The following is a 15,180-nucleotide window of genomic DNA, read 5'->3' as shown; positions in this document are numbered from 1 at the left end:
TCACTCTCCACGCACTGACACTTTGAGAACAACATCCCCGAGGATCATAGTCTCTACCCTTTGGAAAAGTGTTAATGTCGCGGCTTGGTGTTTCTTGGGCTCTTTTCAGACACTTTAACGGCACCCAAGCGCGACAATTTAGGGGCCTTATCCGCAGGGTTGCAAAAGACGTGCCTCGTGCCGTTTGAGGCAGGGGCGCGCGGTGTCGCCATAGGCATTGGGATTGCTGCGCAACTCTGGGAAGATCGCGAACATCTCTTCGCGCGCCTGATCCGTAATGGCCGATATGCCGATGTCGCCTGCATGAAAGCTCTCGGTGGCCGCGCCTTCGGCATAGATCACTTCATGGCGGTCGAACATGACATGGATATAGGTCACGGTTGCCTGATCCTCTTGGGTGACGGCCAGGCCATCGACCAGATGCCGTGCCGCGATCAAGACCTCGTCACAGCCAAACAGCAGCTCGGCCTTGTAGCCCGTGAAGAGAAAGCGGTGTTGCGGCGAGACCAAGAGCGGCGCGCGCCCCCCGTCGAGCACGTGGGCTGCCACGCGCACGGGCGCAAAGCGACCGGTTCCCGGCACGGTGCGCCGTCCGATCCAACGGATTGCTTGGGGGCCATGATCGCGGGTGATCACCAGATCGCCCGCGCGCAAGGATTCAACCGCGCGCTCGCCATGGGGGGTCAACAAGCGGATGCCGGGGGTGAAGCAGATGATGTTCTCGATTTCCGAGAAATTGACCACCGTGCCATCGCTGAGGGTAAAGCTGCCCGAGAGACCGCCCGCCGCATCATCGGTATTGGTAAACGTGATGTCGGCCTTGCGCGCCTCGGGTGACAAAAAGAGCGTATCGCCGTTTGTCTCGGCCCCTTCGCCGCCGATGATGGTGATCGTGCCGGTGCCGGCCTCAGCCGGGGTTTCGATCACAAAGAGATCATCGCCGTCGCCGCCGATCAGCGTGTCATTCTCGCCCGCGATCAGCGTGTCATTGCCGCCCTCGCCAAACAGAAGGTCGGCACCCGCGCCGCCATCCAGGAAATCATTGCCCTCAATCGCGTCGCTGCCGACGATGAGCGCACTGGTTGCAAGATCCTGCACCGCGCCGCCGGGCAGGGTGACCGTGCCCGAGAGCACGTTGCCGCCAAGGTTTTCCCAATAGCGCACCTCGATGGTATAGCTTTGGCCCGCCTCTAGCGTGACATCGCCAAAGCGGGTTGTCGCGGCCTGATGGAAATCGTTGTCGAGAAATGATCCGGTGGTGCCGATCTGGTTGGTAAAGGTCAGCGGGTCGCCGTTGCTGTCGAGGATACGGATGGTTGAACCATCGTCTGACGTGGTGGCAAAGCGGTAGACCCCATCGGCAGAGGCGATGAGATTGGAGGTATAGATGATGCCGTAATCATTTGGATCGGCCTGGCCTGTGGCCTGTTGGCCGTGTCCGGTGACATCAAACCCCGCAGAGGTCCCAGAGCCTGCCAAGGTGCCGCTTTCGATGGTGAAAGCCTGCCCGTTGGCCGAGGTGAAATCGCGGGTGTAGACATCATAGCTCCAGCGTGTGGCGGTGCCGCCATCGCCGTAAAGCACATCATTGCCCGCGCCGCCCTCAAGACTGTCATCGCCATTGCCGCCGATCAGCGTGTCGTTGCCGCCTTGGCCCAGCAGCGTGTCATTGCCGCTTTCGCCGCTCAGGCTATCGGCGCCGGTGCCACCCTGCACGGAATCGTTGCCAAGGCCCGCGAGCACGGTGTCATTGCCCGCGCCTGCATTGATGACATCGTCGTTAAAGCCCGGACCGCTTACGCCGTCGCCATTGTCTACCCGGTCAGAGCCGTTGGCTATGGGTTCGATATAGCTTCCGTTGATGAGGTCATTGCCGCCGGTGCCATCCACGACGCCGTTATCCCAGGCCTGCGCAAGACGATCCGCGCCAAGGTTGGTATTGGTGCTTGCATTGACGCTGTCGAGCGTGATGGAAACAATCGGCCCGGCCTCGAAGGCGGTGACATCGGCGTTGAAGCTGATCTCGGGGGCCAGAAACAATTCGCCGGTGGTGGATTGTGCAATAACGGCCGTCACCACGGCTGTTGTGCCATTGGCATAGGTGAGGGTGGCGTTGAAAACGCTCAACCCATCGAATGTAAAGGTCTGGGTTCCGGCCCCGATGTCGGTGGTAAAGGCGTCATTGGTGACGGTGTTGTTCATGTCGAGCGCACCGACTGCGCCACCGTTGTTGATGGTTGTGACGCTGGAAATGCGTTGATACAGCGGGTCTAATGCGTTGCCATAGGTGCGGTTTTCGAAAAGGGCTGCGTTCTCGGCATTGCTGTTGCCTTCGGTCGGATCAAGAAAATCCGTCTCGGTCCCTAAAAAGATCCAATTAAAGGTCGTTGGCATGGCACTGGCACCCTGTTGTTTCCAAACTGGGTACACAGCCTGTGCGGCGGCATTGGGCGCGCATTCGGGAGAATTTTAGACGATTGTGTCTAAAGCTGGATCAATCATGGCAGTGATTAGGCGGGGCTGCTGCCGTTTTCGAGTATTTTCGCCAAGAAGAAACGGGGGCCGGATCAGACCTGACCGCCCGCAAGCTCTATGGTCTGGCCATTGATGCTGGACGAGCCCGGACCACAAAGCCACAGAGCCGCCTGTGCCACTTCCTCGGGCGCAATCAGGCGTTTGTGGCGGTTGGCCTCGACCATGAGAGTGCGCGCCGCCTCTTCTGACACGCCTGCGCGCTGAGAAATAGCGGTGGCGTTGCGGTGGACAATTTCAGTGTCCACATACCCGGGACAAATTGCGTTGAAGGTCAGGCCGGTGCCCAGGTAATCCTCGCTCAAGCCACGAATGAGGCCGATCATCCCGTGTTTTGAGGCCGTATAGGCCGCTGCGCCCTTAAGCCCTTTGAGGCCTGCAATCGACGACATGGCTATGACCCGTCCCCAATCGGTATGGCGCATGCCAGTCAGGCACTCGCGCAGGGTGTAAAACGCACCGTCAAGATTGGTGGCCATGATCTGCCGCCAGAAATCTGCATCGGTCTTGTGCAGGGCGCGCCCCTCGGCGATGCCGGCATTGGCGATGCAGATCTGCACCGGGCCGCGCGCGGCGACCGCCTGTGCCACGCCCGCGATGACCTGTGCCTCTTGGGTGACGTCCATCACGATGGGATGCAGACCTGCGCCGCTGACCGCCTCGAGCACCCCGGCGCGGCGTCCGGTGATGGTCACCTCTGCGCCCGCCTCGGCCAGAGCGCGGGCAATAGCAAGGCCGATGCCGCTACCGCCGCCCGTCACCAATGCATGTTTGCCCGCGATTGTCATCTTGCCTCCGCCCTCATGCGCGCTACTGTAGCTGCTCTTGAGCAAGAGACAACCGTGAGAGGGGCGGGTGAGACCCATGTTGAAATGGATTGACATGCCGCCCGTCTGGCTTGCCGGGTTTCTGGCTGTGGCATGGATGCAATCCAGCCATTACACCATGGGCCTGAGCCTTGGCGAAACATGGGCCGGTCTTTTGGGCGGGCTGCTGGTGGGCGGGGGAATTTTGCTGGTGGTGATGGCCGCGCTGGAATTTCGCCGCCATAAAACCAGCATCGTGCCGCATGAAACGCCAGAGCGCCTGATCCAGTCGGGAATTTTTCGGCGCTCGCGCAATCCCATCTATCTGGGCGATACGCTGATTCTCTCAGGGCTTATTCTGCGCTGGGATGCGGTTCTGGCGCTGCCACTGATTCCCATATTCGTCTGGGTCATAGAAAAACGCTTTATTATTCCGGAAGAGGACCGGATGCGGCGCAAGTTCCGCATGGATTTTGCCCGTTATTGCGAAAAAACCAGACGTTGGTTGTAGAAACCGCGACAATCTTGATCTCGTCACTCATGAAATAGTGTGAAATAACGACGTTCGGGACAAGGAAACCGGCACGCCGCGCTGCGGGGCCAAGAATACACGTCATCTGCCAAAGGGGGAGACAGCATTGAAGATCGGAACGCCAAAGGAAGTGCATGAGGGTGAGAATCGGGTTGCCATGACGCCCGATTCGGCCCTGCAACTGCAAAAGCTTGGGTATGACTGCGCCATCGAGAGTGGTGCTGGCACCGCGGCCGGGTTCTCGGACGCGGCCTATGAGGCGGCTGGGGTCGAGGTGATCAAGACCGCCGCCGCGCTTTACAAGGCCGTCGATATCGTAGCCAAGGTGCGCCCGCCCAGCGAGACGGAGGCCAAGCGCCTGACCGAAGGCCAGCTTCTGATCTCCTTCTTCTGGCCGGCGCAGAATGAGGCGCAGATGAAACTGCTCGCCGAAAAAGGCGCGTCGGTCATCGCCATGGACATGGTGCCGCGTATCAGCCGCGCGCAGAAGATGGACGCTCTGTCCTCAATGGCCAATATCGCGGGTTACCGCGCGGTGATCGAGGCAGGCAACAACTTTGGCCGCTTCTTTACCGGGCAGATCACGGCGGCGGGCAAAGTGCCCCCGGCCAAGGTGTTGATCGTCGGGGCTGGCGTTGCCGGTCTGGCGGCGATTGGCACCTCGACCAGCCTCGGGGCCATTACCTATGCGTTTGACGTGCGGCCCGAAGTGGCCGAGCAGGTCGAATCCATGGGCGCGCAGTTTGTCTATCTTGATTTCAAGGAAGAGCAGCAGGACGGGGCCGCCACCGGCGGATATGCCTCGGTGTCCAGTCCGGAATTCCGCGAGGCGCAGCTGGCCAAGTTCCGTGAACTGGCCCCGGAGATGGATATCGTCATCACCACCGCCCTCATTCCCAACCGCGAAGCGCCCGAGCTTTGGACCGAGGATATGGTCAAGGCGATGAAGCCCGGTTCTGTGATCGTGGACCTTGCCGCTGAAAAGGGCGGCAACTGCAAGATGACGGTGATGGATGAGAAGATCGTCACCGAGAATGGCGTGACCATCATCGGCTATACCGATTTCCCCAGCCGTATGGCGGCGCAATCCTCGACGCTCTATGCCACGAACATCCGCCACATGATGACGGACCTGACCCCCGAGAAAGATGGCAAGGTCAATCACAACATGGAGGATGACGTGATCCGGGGGGCCACGGTCGCTCATGCGGGCGCTGTCACCTTCCCGCCGCCGCCGCCAAAGGTTGCGGCGATTGCTGCCGCCAAGCCCAAGGAAAAGCCAAAAGAGCTGACCGCAGAGCAAAAGCGCGCGGCAGAGATGGCGGCGTTCAAGGCGCAGACCAAGAGCCAAGTCACGCTTTTGGTGGTGGGTGCGGCCCTGCTTCTCGCCGTGGGTCTGGTGGCCCCGGCCAGCTTTATGCAGCATTTCATCGTCTTTGTGCTGGCCGTTTTCGTGGGCTTCCAGGTGATCTGGAACGTGTCGCATAGCCTGCACACGCCGCTGATGGCGATCACCAACGCGATCTCGTCGATCATCATCCTGGGCGCGCTCATGCAGATCGGATCGGGGTCTTTCCTTGTCATTCTGCTGGCGGCGCTGTCGGTGTTCATGGCCGGGATCAATATTTTCGGTGGCTTCCTCGTCACCCGGCGCATGCTCGCCATGTTCCAGAAGTCATAAGGAGTAGAGGATCATGGATTACGGTTTCACGACGGCCGCCTATGTGGTGGCGGCCATCCTCTTCATTCTTTCTCTGGGTGGGCTCTCGGGGCAGGAAAGCGCCAAGCGCGCGGTGTGGTATGGCATGGCCGGTATGGCGCTGGCGATTGTCGCCACGCTGATCGGCCCCGGTGCCGGTCTCTGGCTTTTGTCGCTGGTGCTGATCGCGGCGGGTGGTGCGATTGGCTATGTGGTGGCCACGCGCGTGCAAATGACCGAGATGCCGCAGCTTGTGGCGGCGATGCACAGCCTTGTGGGTCTGGCTGCGGTCTTTGTGGGCTTTAACGCCGATATCGAACTGGGCCGCGTGCTGGCGATGGACGAGACCGCGCGCAAGGGGCTTGAGGGCTTTGCCGCCGTGCTGGCCAAGAAAACCAGCGTCGAGGTGGCAATCCTTCGGGTCGAGGTGTTCTTGGGCGTCTTTATCGGGGCCGTGACCTTTACCGGCTCGATCATCGCCTTTGGCAAACTGGCGGGCAAGGTCGATACCGCGGCCAAGAAACTGCCGGGTGGGCATGTTCTTAATGCGGGGGCTGCGTTCCTGTCGGTGGTTCTGGGGGTCATGTATTTCAACGATGCTGGCATCTGGACGCTGGTGGTGATGACGCTTCTGGCGTTCTTCATCGGCTATCATCTGATCATGGGGATCGGCGGGGCCGACATGCCCGTGGTGGTCTCGATGCTCAACAGCTACTCGGGCTGGGCGGCGGCGGCGATCGGTTTCAGCCTTGGCAATGACCTTCTGATCGTGGTCGGTGCGCTTGTCGGTTCTTCGGGGGCGATCCTGAGCTACATCATGTGTAAGGCGATGAACCGCTCGTTCATCTCTGTCATTCTGGGCGGCTTTGGCGGCCCGGCGGGCGAGCAGATGGCGGTTGAGGGCGAGCAGATCGCGATTGACGTCGATGGTGTCGCGGCGGCTCTTAACGAGGCCGACAGCATCATCATCATTCCGGGTTACGGCATGGCGGTGGCACAGGCGCAGGGGGCGGTTTCCGAACTGACCTCGAAGTTGCGGGCCAAGGGCAAGAACGTGCGCTTTGCCATCCATCCGGTCGCAGGCCGTCTGCCGGGGCATATGAATGTGCTCTTGGCCGAGGCCAAGGTGCCTTATGATATCGTGCTGGAAATGGACGAGATCAACGAGGATTTCCCGGATACGGATGTGGCCATCGTCATCGGTTCGAACGACATCGTGAACCCGGCGGCGCAGGACGATCCCAACAGCCCCATCGCCGGGATGCCGGTGCTGGAATGCTGGAAGGCCAAGCAGGTATTCGTCTCGAAGCGCGGGCAGGGCACCGGCTATTCGGGGATCGAGAACCCGCTCTTCTACAAGGACAACACGCGGATGTTCTATGGCGATGCCAAGGCAAGCCTGTCGAGCCTCTTGCCCAAGATCGACTGATCGTTTGGGTGGAAAAGAAAAAGGGCGCCTTGCGGGGCGCCCTTTTGCGTTTGTCAGTAGTGATATCTGAGCTGCGCAATGTCGAGCTGTTGGCTCTCGCCCTTGCCACTGACACTGACACGGTAGACAAGGCGGTGTTCATCGGTGATCCGCCGTGACCACCAGCCGGTGAGATCGCCTTTGAGCGATTCAGGCTTGCCGATGCCCTTGAACGGCAGGCGCTTGGTGGCGTTGATCAGATCAATGACCCGGTTCAGCCCCTTGTCGCGCCCGGTGGATTGCCACCAGAGAAAATCTTCCCAAGCGTCGTCGGAAAAGACCAACCTCACCCGTCAATGTCACGCGCTATGCCATTCCCGGCGGTCAGTTGCGCAATCGAGCGGTGCAGCCGGCGGGCGTTTTCCGGGCTCTTGAGCAGGTGGAGGGTTTCCTGAATGGCGTTGTATTCTTCGAGCGAGATCATCACCACCGCCTCGCGGTTCTTGCGGGTGACGACCACCTCTGTGCGGTCGTGAATGACGCGGTCCATCACCTCCTTGAGCGAGGCGCGGGCATCGGTATAGGTGAACACGTCCATATCTGGCCCCCCTTGTCTGTAATGCGTATATGCACATAATTCTGTACAAGTCAAGGCAGCGGTCGTGGGTTGCGGGCCATGACGCATTCCCCTTTGGCAACTGTCGGAATTTGAGTAATTTGGGAAGGAGGAAGCGCGAAACGCGGGCAGTATACACTTGTGTTCCGCTAAATCATTGGGGTTGAACGAAAAACCTCTTTTTTGCAGGCGCGGCACGGGGTATGCAGCGCTGAGGATCAGGAGAACGGCGCATGCCCCCCATTCAGGACCACCCGCTGCGCTATGAGATGGCCAATGAGCTGCATGCGCGGCCATTCCCGTCGCTTGAGGCCCCTTGCACCGCCGTTTATTTGGCCGTCAAGCAACCGCATGATGCGGCCAAGCGCGACCGCGCGGCGGATCTGGCGCATCTGGTGGCACTTTTGGATCGCTATGGGGCCAAGCATCCGCAGCCGGGGGCCACGCATTATTCCGGCCAGATCGGGCGGCACAGTCTGAAATGGGAAAGCCATACCGAAATGGTGACCTATACCGTCTTTACCGATGGGGTCAGTGCGCGGCCGTTTGATCCGGCGGATTTCGAGGTCTTTCCAAGCGATTGGCTGTCGGATGCGCCGGGGCTGCGCGTGACCTCGGCGATGATCCGGGTGACCCCGTGGAAGAGCCGCGAGGCGACGCGCGACGAGATCGACCAGTGGTTTGTGTCCGAGAGCGTGGCGGTGGCGCGGGTGCTGGATGATGCCGCCGTGATGGCGGGGGATTTCCGGATTGATCCGGCGGGGCATTTGCGGTTTTCGCTGCATGTGGCCCCCACGACGGGCGCGCGCCGGATTGGCCGCGTGGTGCAGCGCCTTTGCGAGATCGAGACCTACAAGGCGATGTCGATGCTGGGCTTTGCTCGCGTGCGCGAGATGGGCCGCCAGATGGGCGACACCGATAGCCAGTTGAGCCGCCTCATCAACGATATGACCGGTGGCAGCCAGCCAGCGGAGGAAACGTTGCAAAGCCTGTTGCGCGTTTCAGCCGAGTTGGAGGCGCTGGTCGCGCGCTCGTCCTTCCGCTTTGGCGCGACGGCGGCCTATGAGCAGATCGTGAACCAACGGATTGCGGTCTTGCGCGAGGAACGCTTTGAGGGGCGGCAGACATTCGCGGAATTCATGATGCGCCGCTATGATCCGGCGATGCGCACCGTGCGCGCCACCAAGGACAGGCTGGACGCCATGGCCGATAGGGCGATGCGGGCGGGCGAATTGCTGCGCACGCGGGTGGATGTAGAGCGCAGCGCGCAGAATCAGGCGCTCTTGGAGAGCATGGACAAGCGCGCCGATCTGCAACTGCGGCTGCAAAAGACTGTTGAAGGCCTGTCTGTGGTGGCGATCAGCTATTACGCGGTCTCGCTGGCATCTTACCTTCTGTATCCGCTGGCCGAGGCGCTGGGCATGAGCAAGGGCAGCGTCACCGCTGCCGTCACCCTGCCGGTTATTGCCCTCGTGTGGTGGATGGTGCAGCGGATTCGCAAAAAGCTGCATTAGCAGGCTGCTGAAAAAGTCGGCCCTCGACGCGGTTATGAGAACATGATTCACTTCCGGCATGGCAGCGGCAGCAGGAGGTGGCGATGCGTGGGACGGACGAGGCAAGCGGGTCGCTGTTCAGCTATGTTGATCTTGAGCAGCGGGTTCCGGATCGTCATCCGCTGCGGTTGATCCGTCGGGTCGTCAATGACGCGCTGGCCAGCCTGGATGCCGAGTTCGCCGCGCTCTACACCGATTTTGGCCGCCCCTCCATCGCGCCGGAGCGACTGATCCGTGCGAGCCTTCTTCAGCTCCTGTTCTCGATCCGCTCGGAACGGCAGCTGATGGAACAGATGAACTATAACCTGCTGTTTCGGTGGTTCGTCGGCCTTGGCATCGACGATCCGGTCTGGGTTCCTACGGTGTTTACCAAGAACCGCGATCGGCTGCTGACGACCGACATGTCGCGCAAGCTGATGGCGGCGATCCTGGCGCACCCGGAGGTCCGTCCGCTCCTCTCGGATGAACACTTCTCGGTAGACGGCACTTTGGTCAAGGCGTGGGCGTCCATGAAGAGCTTTCAGCCCAGGAACAGCGCGCCGCCACCGCATGACGATGATCCTGGCGGACCGCCACCACCGGCCGACGCGACCTTCGCAAACACCGAACCGCAGCCCCAGCAGACAGAAACGCAGCCGATGCCCGACACGCCCCGCCATATCCGCAACGCCGCAGTGAACTTCCGGGGCCAGAAGCGCTCGAACGCAACCCACATCTCTGTGACGGACCCCGATGCCCGTCTCTACAAGAAGGCACCGGGTGCCGCGGCGACATTGTGCTTCATGGGACATACGCTGATGGAGAACCGCAACGGGCTGATCGTGCAGGCCGATTTGACCCATGCCGATGGTTACGGCGAGCGCAAGGCGGCCCTCGAGATGATCAACCGACACTCCCCTGGCTCGACCCGGCGCCTGACGCTTGGAGCAGACAAGGGATATGACAGCGCCAACTTTGTTGCCGCACTCAGGCGCATGGTTGTGACGCCACATGTCGCGCAGAAGGCCCGGAGTTCCGCAATCGACGGGCGAACCACCCAGCATCCCGGTTATGCCTTGTCACAGCGGCGCCGGAAGAAGATCGAGGAACCCTTTGGCTGGGCCAAGACCGTGGGCGGCATGGCCCAGACTGTTCATCGCGGCCTCGACAGGGTCCGCGCCCAATTCACAATGACCATGGCAGCCTGCAATCTGGCCAGACTACCGAAACTCCTTGCCCCCTGACGAAGGGGGCAAACCCGACCCGGCGTCCGCAGTCGCAAAGAGCCACCTTCAAACCGTGGGGGAAGAATAACGTCCTTCAAGGCTGACTTCTTCAGCAGCCTGTTAGAGCGCGGTGCGCCCCATCGAAACCACACCCGTTCCGGGCTTGATCCGGAACCTCGCCGAGGCAGGGTAGAGGCCCCGGCTCGGGGGCCGGGGCGATGTGAGCCCGATCAGACGCAGCCCGCTCTAACGCGGTTCAGGTGATGTAATGCAGCCGGTCAAAGCTCTGGCGCCAGTCTGAGACCTCTGGGCGCAGCGCATCGGGGTCATTGCCGCGCAGCGCCCGCGCGATCAGTGCGGCCATGCGCGGCGCATGCTCTGGCGTTACCCCCCAGCGGACCAATTCCGGCGTGCCGATGCGCAGGCCGTTCATGTCGCCCGCCACAGGTGTCATCGGCAGGCCGATGCCACAGGCAAGAAAGCCCGCGCGGCGCAGCGTCTTGGATGCGGCCTGACCGCCGCCGAACCCCGCCGCCGCGATGGCGAATTGGTGCGAGGCCGTGGCGATGCCCCCGGCCTTGAAGACGGGCAGGCCCTCGGCCTCGAGGGCTGTGGCAAGCGCCTGCGCCACGGCGATCATCTGGGCGGCATAGGCGTGGCCATGGCTGCGCCAATCCAGCAGCGTCACCGCCAGAGCCGCCGATTTCGCCGCGTCAAAATTGGCAGTCATGCCCGGAAAGGCGATGGCATCCAGCGCTTGCGCCAGAGCAGTGTCATTGCTGACGATGAGGCCCCCGGCAGGCCCCCCGAGGCTTTTGTAGGTGCTCATCGTCATCAGATGCGCGCCCTCATGCAGCGGGTTTTTCCATGCGCCACCTGCGATGATGCCGCATTGATGCGCCGCGTCAAAAAGCAGATGCGCGCCGACGTCATCGGCTATTGTGCGCACCTCGCGCACGGGGTGCTCCTGTAGGTTGAGGCTCGCGCCAAGCGTGATCAGCCGGGGGTGTTCGGCCTTGGCCAAGGCGCGCAGCCCGTCGACATCGACCGTATAGCAATCGGCGTGAACTGGGGCCTCTAGGATACGCAGCCCGTAGAGCCCGGCACAGCCCGCCCCGTGATGGGTGACATGACCGCCGATGCTGGCGGGCGGCGCAATGATCGTGTCGCCGGGTTTGCAGGTGGCCATGAAACCGTAGAGATTGGCGATGGCCCCCGACGGCACGCGGATTTCGGCATAGCGGGCATCAAACACCTCGGCGGCGAGTTCTGCCGCGATAACCTCGATTTCCTCGATCGCCTCGAGCCCCATCTCGTATTTGTCCCCTGGATAGCCCAGCGACGGGCGCGACCCGATGCCAGAGGCCAAAAGCGCCTCGGCGCGCGGGTTCATCACATTGGTGGCGGGGTTGAGGTTGAAGCATTCAGCATTGTGGATGTGGCGATTGTCCTGCGCCAACGCCTCGAGGCGCGCGGCGATGGTGCCTGCGTCTTGGGTGGCGGTGCGGGTGGCAAGCGTCTGGATCAGGTCTTCGCATAGCGGGGGCACCCAAGGGCGGCGGGCAAGGGTCATGGCGGTCTCCTCTGGATCGGTTTCCGGCAGGATGGCGTGGCGGTCTGGACGGCGCAAATGAGAATATGTAAATATCAGCGTAGAAAAACTAAGGCTAGAAAATGTCTGTATCTCCTCCGCGCCCCAAGGGGCCGCCGCTCAATGCGTTGCGCGCGTTCGAGGCGGCCGCGCGTTTGGGCGGCTTTGCCAATGCCGCTGAAGAGCTTTGCGTCACCCCCGGTGCGATTTCGCAGCATATCCGCGCGCTGGAGGCGTGGATTGGTGCGGACCTTTTCGAGCGTCGCTCGCAGGGGGTGCGGCTGACGGCGTTGGGGGCAGAGGCGCTGCCGGGGTTTGCCACGGCCTTTGATGCGATGGGGGCGGCGGTGTATGGCCTGCGGAGTGCCGCGCGCCATGGCGCGTTGCATATCGCGGCGCTGCCATCGGTGGCGCAACTCTGGCTCTCGCCGCGCCTGCCTGTGGTGCGTGCGGCGCTGCCGTCGTTGCATATTTCCGTCTCGGCGATCGAGAACCCGCCCAATCTGGCGCGGGATCTCTTTGATCTTAGCCTTTTCATCCGGCCCCCGACGGGCGCGCGGGGCGAACAGGTGCTGGCGCAGGATATGATCCTGCCGGTCTGTGCGCCCGAGATGGCCGCAGGTTTGCGCAGCCCTGCCGATCTGATGGGGCAAACGCTGTTGCATGATGCGCTCTGGTCCGAGGATTGGGCGCTTTGGGCGCGGGCGAGGCTGCCGGGCATCAGCCTGCCCACCACCGGGCCGCGCTATTCGCTTTATGCCATCGCGTTAGAGGAGGCGCGGCATGGGGCGGGGGTGTTGATGGGGCATCAAAGTCTTGTGCAGAGCGCCTTGGACGACGGCAGCCTTGTCGCGCCCTTTGATCTGGCTGTGGCGACGGGCAAGGCGCTGGTGCTGGAACATCCGGCCTTTGATCCGCCCCGCGCCGATCTGGCGCGGGTGTTGGCGTTGCTTGGGGGGCAGGTCACGGGTTGATCCCCTCTGGCCATTGCCGCGCGGCTGCGGTATCCGGGCCGGGTTGCAACACCCCGGAGGGCGCGCCCATGTCCGACACCGTTCCATTCGAGAAACCCGGCCCCGTCGAGGCCGATTTGCGCCATGCCATCGCGCCCACCGAAGAGATCATCGCAGAGGCGCGCGCGGGCCGCATGTTTATTCTCGTGGACCATGAGGACCGCGAGAACGAGGGCGATCTGGTGATCGCCGCCGAATTTGCCACGCCTGAGGCGGTGAATTTCATGGCGATGCATGGGCGTGGCCTGATCTGTCTGCCGATGACGGCCGAGCGGATTGACCGGCTGGGATTGCCGCTGATGGCAGTCAATAATTCTTCGCGCCACGAGACCGCCTTTACCGTCTCTATCGAGGCGCGCGAAGGGGTAAGCACCGGCATTTCCGCAGCCGACCGGGCGCTGACCATCGCCACGGCGATCAACGAGCAAAACACCATGGCGGCGATTGCGACGCCGGGGCATGTCTTTCCCTTGCGGGCCCGGCGCGGCGGCGTGCTGGTGCGTGCCGGTCATACCGAGGCGGCGGTGGATATCGCGCGGCTCGCGGGGCTGAACCCGTCGGGGGTGATCTGCGAGATCATGAAGGAAGACGGCTCTATGGCGCGGCTGCCCGACCTGATCGAGTTTGCCGCCAAGCATGATCTGAAAATCGGCACCATTTCCGACCTGATCGCCTATCGCCACAAGCATGACAATCTGATCATCGAAATGCGCCGGGAATCCGTAACCTCGAGCCATGGGGGCGCGTGGGACATGCGGATTTTTGCCGATCAGATCACCCAAACCGAGCATGTGGTCCTGAGCAAGGGCGATATCACAGATGGGCGGCCCGTGCTGGCGCGTACCCATGCGCTCAATGCGCTTGAGGATGTGCTGGGCATCGGCCTGAGCAAACGCGCCCACGGTCCCACAGGCAAGCTGCCGCGCGCGATGGAGATCATCGCCCGCGAGGGGCGCGGTGCGGTGTTCCTGTTCCGCCAACCCCGTCCCAAGCTGGCAGGCGAGATGGAGGATGAGGATGCGCCGCGCACGATCAAACACACGGGCCTTGGCGCGCAGATCATGTCGACAATGGGTATTCGGGAATTGATCCTGCTGACCGATAGTCCGAAAACCCGGTATCTGGGGCTGGATGCCTATGGCATTTCGATCACCGGCACCCGGCCCCTGACGGAGGAGTGAAAAAGATGGCGGAACACGAATACACCCTGCCGCGCGCGGAATTCGACAAGCCGGTCAAGATCCTGATCGTCGTGGCACCGTTTTATCGCGACATTGCAGACAATCTGATTGCCGGGGCCACGGCGGAAATCGAGGCGACAGGCGGCACCTTTGAGATTGCCGAAGTGCCCGGCGCGCTGGAAATCCCCACCACCATCGGCATTGCCGAGCGTATGGCCAATTTTGACGGCTATGTCGCATTGGGCTGTGTGATCCGGGGCGAGACCACGCATTACGACACAGTGTGCAACGACAGCTCGCGCGGTATCACGCTGTTGGGCTTGCAGGGCCTGTGCATCGGCAATGGGATCCTCACGGTGGAAAACCGTGCCCAAGCTGAGGTGCGCGCCGATCCAAAGGCCATGAACAAGGGCGCGGGGGCGGCAGCGGCGGCCTTGCATCTGGTGGCTTTGGCCCGTAAATGGGGCGGCCCGCGCAAGGGCGTGGGATTCAAGCCTGCGACCGATGACATCCAGATCGCAGGCGCAACAAAAGGCAAACCCGTCGCATGACCACCGATCCCGCCCTCTCTGGCAACCGCAAGCGCCAGATGAAATCCGCCGCCCGGCTTTATGCGGTGCAGGCGCTGTTTCAGATGGAACACTCCGGCCAGAGCTCGGACACGGTGAGCGAGGAATTTCTCGATTTCCGCTTTGGTGCCGAGGTGGATGAAGGCGTGGACATGGCCGAGGGCGATGTTGACCTCTTTCGCAAGCTGCTTGACGATGCGGTCAGCTGGCAGGCCAAGATTGATCAGATGACCGACCGCGCCCTAGTGGCGAAGTGGCCGATCGCCCGGATTGATCCGACGCTGCGCGCGCTCTTTCGCGCGGCAGGGGCGGAATTGGTGCAATCCGACACACCGCCCAAGGTGGTGATCATGGAATATGTCGATGTCGCCAAGGCGTTCTATCCGGACGGCAAGGAATCGAAATTCGTCAATGCCGTTCTGGATCATATGGCGCGCGAGGCACGGCCCGAGGCGTTTTGATCCTCGGGCTGCGC

General features: G+C 62.0%; 14 protein-coding genes. 9 read left to right on the top strand and 5 right to left on the bottom strand.

The features are described 5' to 3' along the window. Window positions 1–147: 147 nt before the first annotated feature. Entirely contained in the window at window positions 148–2,394 is a 2,247-nt protein-coding gene (locus tag ROSMUCSMR3_RS21815) for a Hint domain-containing protein (protein WP_081506728.1), read from the bottom strand. A 173-nt stretch (window positions 2,395–2,567) separates the two neighbouring features. Then, window positions 2,568–3,320, bottom strand: a complete 753-nt coding sequence (locus ROSMUCSMR3_RS05825; RefSeq protein WP_081508559.1) for an SDR family NAD(P)-dependent oxidoreductase — start codon at window positions 3,318–3,320, stop codon at window positions 2,568–2,570. Between the two features lie 76 nt (window positions 3,321–3,396). Here ROSMUCSMR3_RS05825 and ROSMUCSMR3_RS05820 point away from each other — a divergent pair, with 76 nt between their 5' ends. The 3 genes from ROSMUCSMR3_RS05820 to ROSMUCSMR3_RS05810 all read left to right on the top strand — a co-directional run bounded on the left by ROSMUCSMR3_RS05820 (window position 3,397) and on the right by ROSMUCSMR3_RS05810 (window position 6,998). Then, a complete protein-coding gene (locus tag ROSMUCSMR3_RS05820; RefSeq protein ID WP_237183538.1) occupies window positions 3,397–3,849 on the top strand; it encodes a methyltransferase family protein in 453 nt (150 codons plus the stop codon). Window positions 3,850–3,976: 127 nt separating this feature from the next. Continuing rightward, window positions 3,977–5,551 (top strand): Re/Si-specific NAD(P)(+) transhydrogenase subunit alpha, encoded by a 1,575-nt coding sequence (locus ROSMUCSMR3_RS05815; RefSeq protein WP_081506726.1) that lies wholly within the window; start codon window positions 3,977–3,979, stop codon window positions 5,549–5,551. A 13-nt stretch (window positions 5,552–5,564) separates the two neighbouring features. Continuing rightward, a complete protein-coding gene (locus ROSMUCSMR3_RS05810; protein ID WP_081506725.1) occupies window positions 5,565–6,998 on the top strand; it encodes an NAD(P)(+) transhydrogenase (Re/Si-specific) subunit beta in 1,434 nt (477 codons plus the stop codon). 53 nt (window positions 6,999–7,051) lie between these two features. Here ROSMUCSMR3_RS05810 and ROSMUCSMR3_RS05805 read toward each other — a convergent pair whose 3' ends face one another. Continuing rightward, window positions 7,052–7,327, bottom strand: coding sequence for a Txe/YoeB family addiction module toxin (locus ROSMUCSMR3_RS05805; RefSeq protein WP_081506724.1), 276 nt, complete (start codon window positions 7,325–7,327; stop codon window positions 7,052–7,054). Continuing rightward, window positions 7,324–7,575: a type II toxin-antitoxin system Phd/YefM family antitoxin gene (locus tag ROSMUCSMR3_RS05800; protein WP_081506723.1), complete on the bottom strand. Its 252-nt coding sequence runs from the start codon at window positions 7,573–7,575 to the stop codon at window positions 7,324–7,326. The genes ROSMUCSMR3_RS05805 and ROSMUCSMR3_RS05800 overlap by 4 nt, the downstream gene beginning before the upstream one ends. A gap of 251 nt (window positions 7,576–7,826) precedes the next feature. On the opposite strand from ROSMUCSMR3_RS05800, the gene ROSMUCSMR3_RS05795 reads away from it, so the two are divergent. Next, entirely contained in the window at window positions 7,827–9,107 is a 1,281-nt protein-coding gene (locus tag ROSMUCSMR3_RS05795; RefSeq protein WP_008280670.1) for a DUF3422 family protein, read from the top strand. 83 nt (window positions 9,108–9,190) lie between these two features. After that, window positions 9,191–10,369, top strand: a complete 1,179-nt coding sequence (locus ROSMUCSMR3_RS05790) for an IS5-like element ISRssp10 family transposase (protein ID WP_008281741.1) — start codon at window positions 9,191–9,193, stop codon at window positions 10,367–10,369. A gap of 238 nt (window positions 10,370–10,607) precedes the next feature. Here the strand turns inward: ROSMUCSMR3_RS05790 and glyA are convergent, their stop codons facing one another. Beyond that, window positions 10,608–11,924, bottom strand: coding sequence for a serine hydroxymethyltransferase (glyA, locus tag ROSMUCSMR3_RS05785; RefSeq protein ID WP_081506722.1), 1,317 nt, complete (start codon window positions 11,922–11,924; stop codon window positions 10,608–10,610). Between the two features lie 101 nt (window positions 11,925–12,025). Here glyA and ROSMUCSMR3_RS05780 point away from each other — a divergent pair, with 101 nt between their 5' ends. From ROSMUCSMR3_RS05780 to nusB, 4 genes are all read left to right on the top strand, one after another. Beyond that, window positions 12,026–12,916 carry a LysR family transcriptional regulator gene (locus ROSMUCSMR3_RS05780; RefSeq protein WP_081506721.1) on the top strand — a complete coding sequence of 297 codons (891 nt, stop codon included), beginning with the start codon at window positions 12,026–12,028 and terminating at the stop codon, window positions 12,914–12,916. Between the two features lie 68 nt (window positions 12,917–12,984). Then, window positions 12,985–14,136 carry a 3,4-dihydroxy-2-butanone-4-phosphate synthase gene (gene ribB, locus ROSMUCSMR3_RS05775; RefSeq protein WP_008280667.1) on the top strand — a complete coding sequence of 384 codons (1,152 nt, stop codon included), beginning with the start codon at window positions 12,985–12,987 and terminating at the stop codon, window positions 14,134–14,136. Between the two features lie 5 nt (window positions 14,137–14,141). Then, window positions 14,142–14,687: a 6,7-dimethyl-8-ribityllumazine synthase gene (locus ROSMUCSMR3_RS05770; RefSeq protein ID WP_081506720.1), complete on the top strand. Its 546-nt coding sequence runs from the start codon at window positions 14,142–14,144 to the stop codon at window positions 14,685–14,687. Continuing rightward, window positions 14,684–15,166, top strand: a complete 483-nt coding sequence (nusB, locus tag ROSMUCSMR3_RS05765) for a transcription antitermination factor NusB (RefSeq protein ID WP_008280665.1) — start codon at window positions 14,684–14,686, stop codon at window positions 15,164–15,166. Before ROSMUCSMR3_RS05770 ends, nusB begins: the two co-directional genes overlap by 4 nt. The last annotated feature ends 14 nt before the right edge of the window (window positions 15,167–15,180 follow it).

Source organism: Roseovarius mucosus (genome assembly GCF_002080415.1).
GTDB lineage: Bacteria > Pseudomonadota > Alphaproteobacteria > Rhodobacterales > Rhodobacteraceae > Roseovarius > Roseovarius mucosus_A.
The sequence above is the reverse complement of the archived record's forward strand: the minus strand, read 5'-3'. Positions and strand labels throughout refer to the sequence as shown.

Excerpts from the sequence above, each read along its gene's own strand:
- ROSMUCSMR3_RS21815 (WP_081506728.1), bottom strand. The coding sequence starts at position 2,394 with ATGCCAACGACCTTTAATTGGATCTTTTTAGGGACCGAGACGGATTTT.
- ROSMUCSMR3_RS05825 (WP_081508559.1), bottom strand. The coding sequence starts at position 3,320 with ATGACAATCGCGGGCAAACATGCATTGGTGACGGGCGGCGGTAGCGGC.
- ROSMUCSMR3_RS05820 (WP_237183538.1), top strand. The coding sequence starts at position 3,397 with ATGTTGAAATGGATTGACATGCCGCCCGTCTGGCTTGCCGGGTTTCTG.
- ROSMUCSMR3_RS05810 (WP_081506725.1), top strand. The coding sequence starts at position 5,565 with ATGGATTACGGTTTCACGACGGCCGCCTATGTGGTGGCGGCCATCCTC.
- ROSMUCSMR3_RS05800 (WP_081506723.1), bottom strand. The coding sequence starts at position 7,575 with ATGGACGTGTTCACCTATACCGATGCCCGCGCCTCGCTCAAGGAGGTG.
- ROSMUCSMR3_RS05795 (WP_008280670.1), top strand. The coding sequence starts at position 7,827 with ATGCCCCCCATTCAGGACCACCCGCTGCGCTATGAGATGGCCAATGAG.
- ROSMUCSMR3_RS05790 (WP_008281741.1), top strand. The coding sequence starts at position 9,191 with ATGCGTGGGACGGACGAGGCAAGCGGGTCGCTGTTCAGCTATGTTGAT.
- glyA (WP_081506722.1), bottom strand. The coding sequence starts at position 11,924 with ATGACCCTTGCCCGCCGCCCTTGGGTGCCCCCGCTATGCGAAGACCTG.
- ROSMUCSMR3_RS05780 (WP_081506721.1), top strand. The coding sequence starts at position 12,026 with ATGTCTGTATCTCCTCCGCGCCCCAAGGGGCCGCCGCTCAATGCGTTG.
- ribB (WP_008280667.1), top strand. The coding sequence starts at position 12,985 with ATGTCCGACACCGTTCCATTCGAGAAACCCGGCCCCGTCGAGGCCGAT.
- ROSMUCSMR3_RS05770 (WP_081506720.1), top strand. The coding sequence starts at position 14,142 with ATGGCGGAACACGAATACACCCTGCCGCGCGCGGAATTCGACAAGCCG.
- nusB (WP_008280665.1), top strand. The coding sequence starts at position 14,684 with ATGACCACCGATCCCGCCCTCTCTGGCAACCGCAAGCGCCAGATGAAA.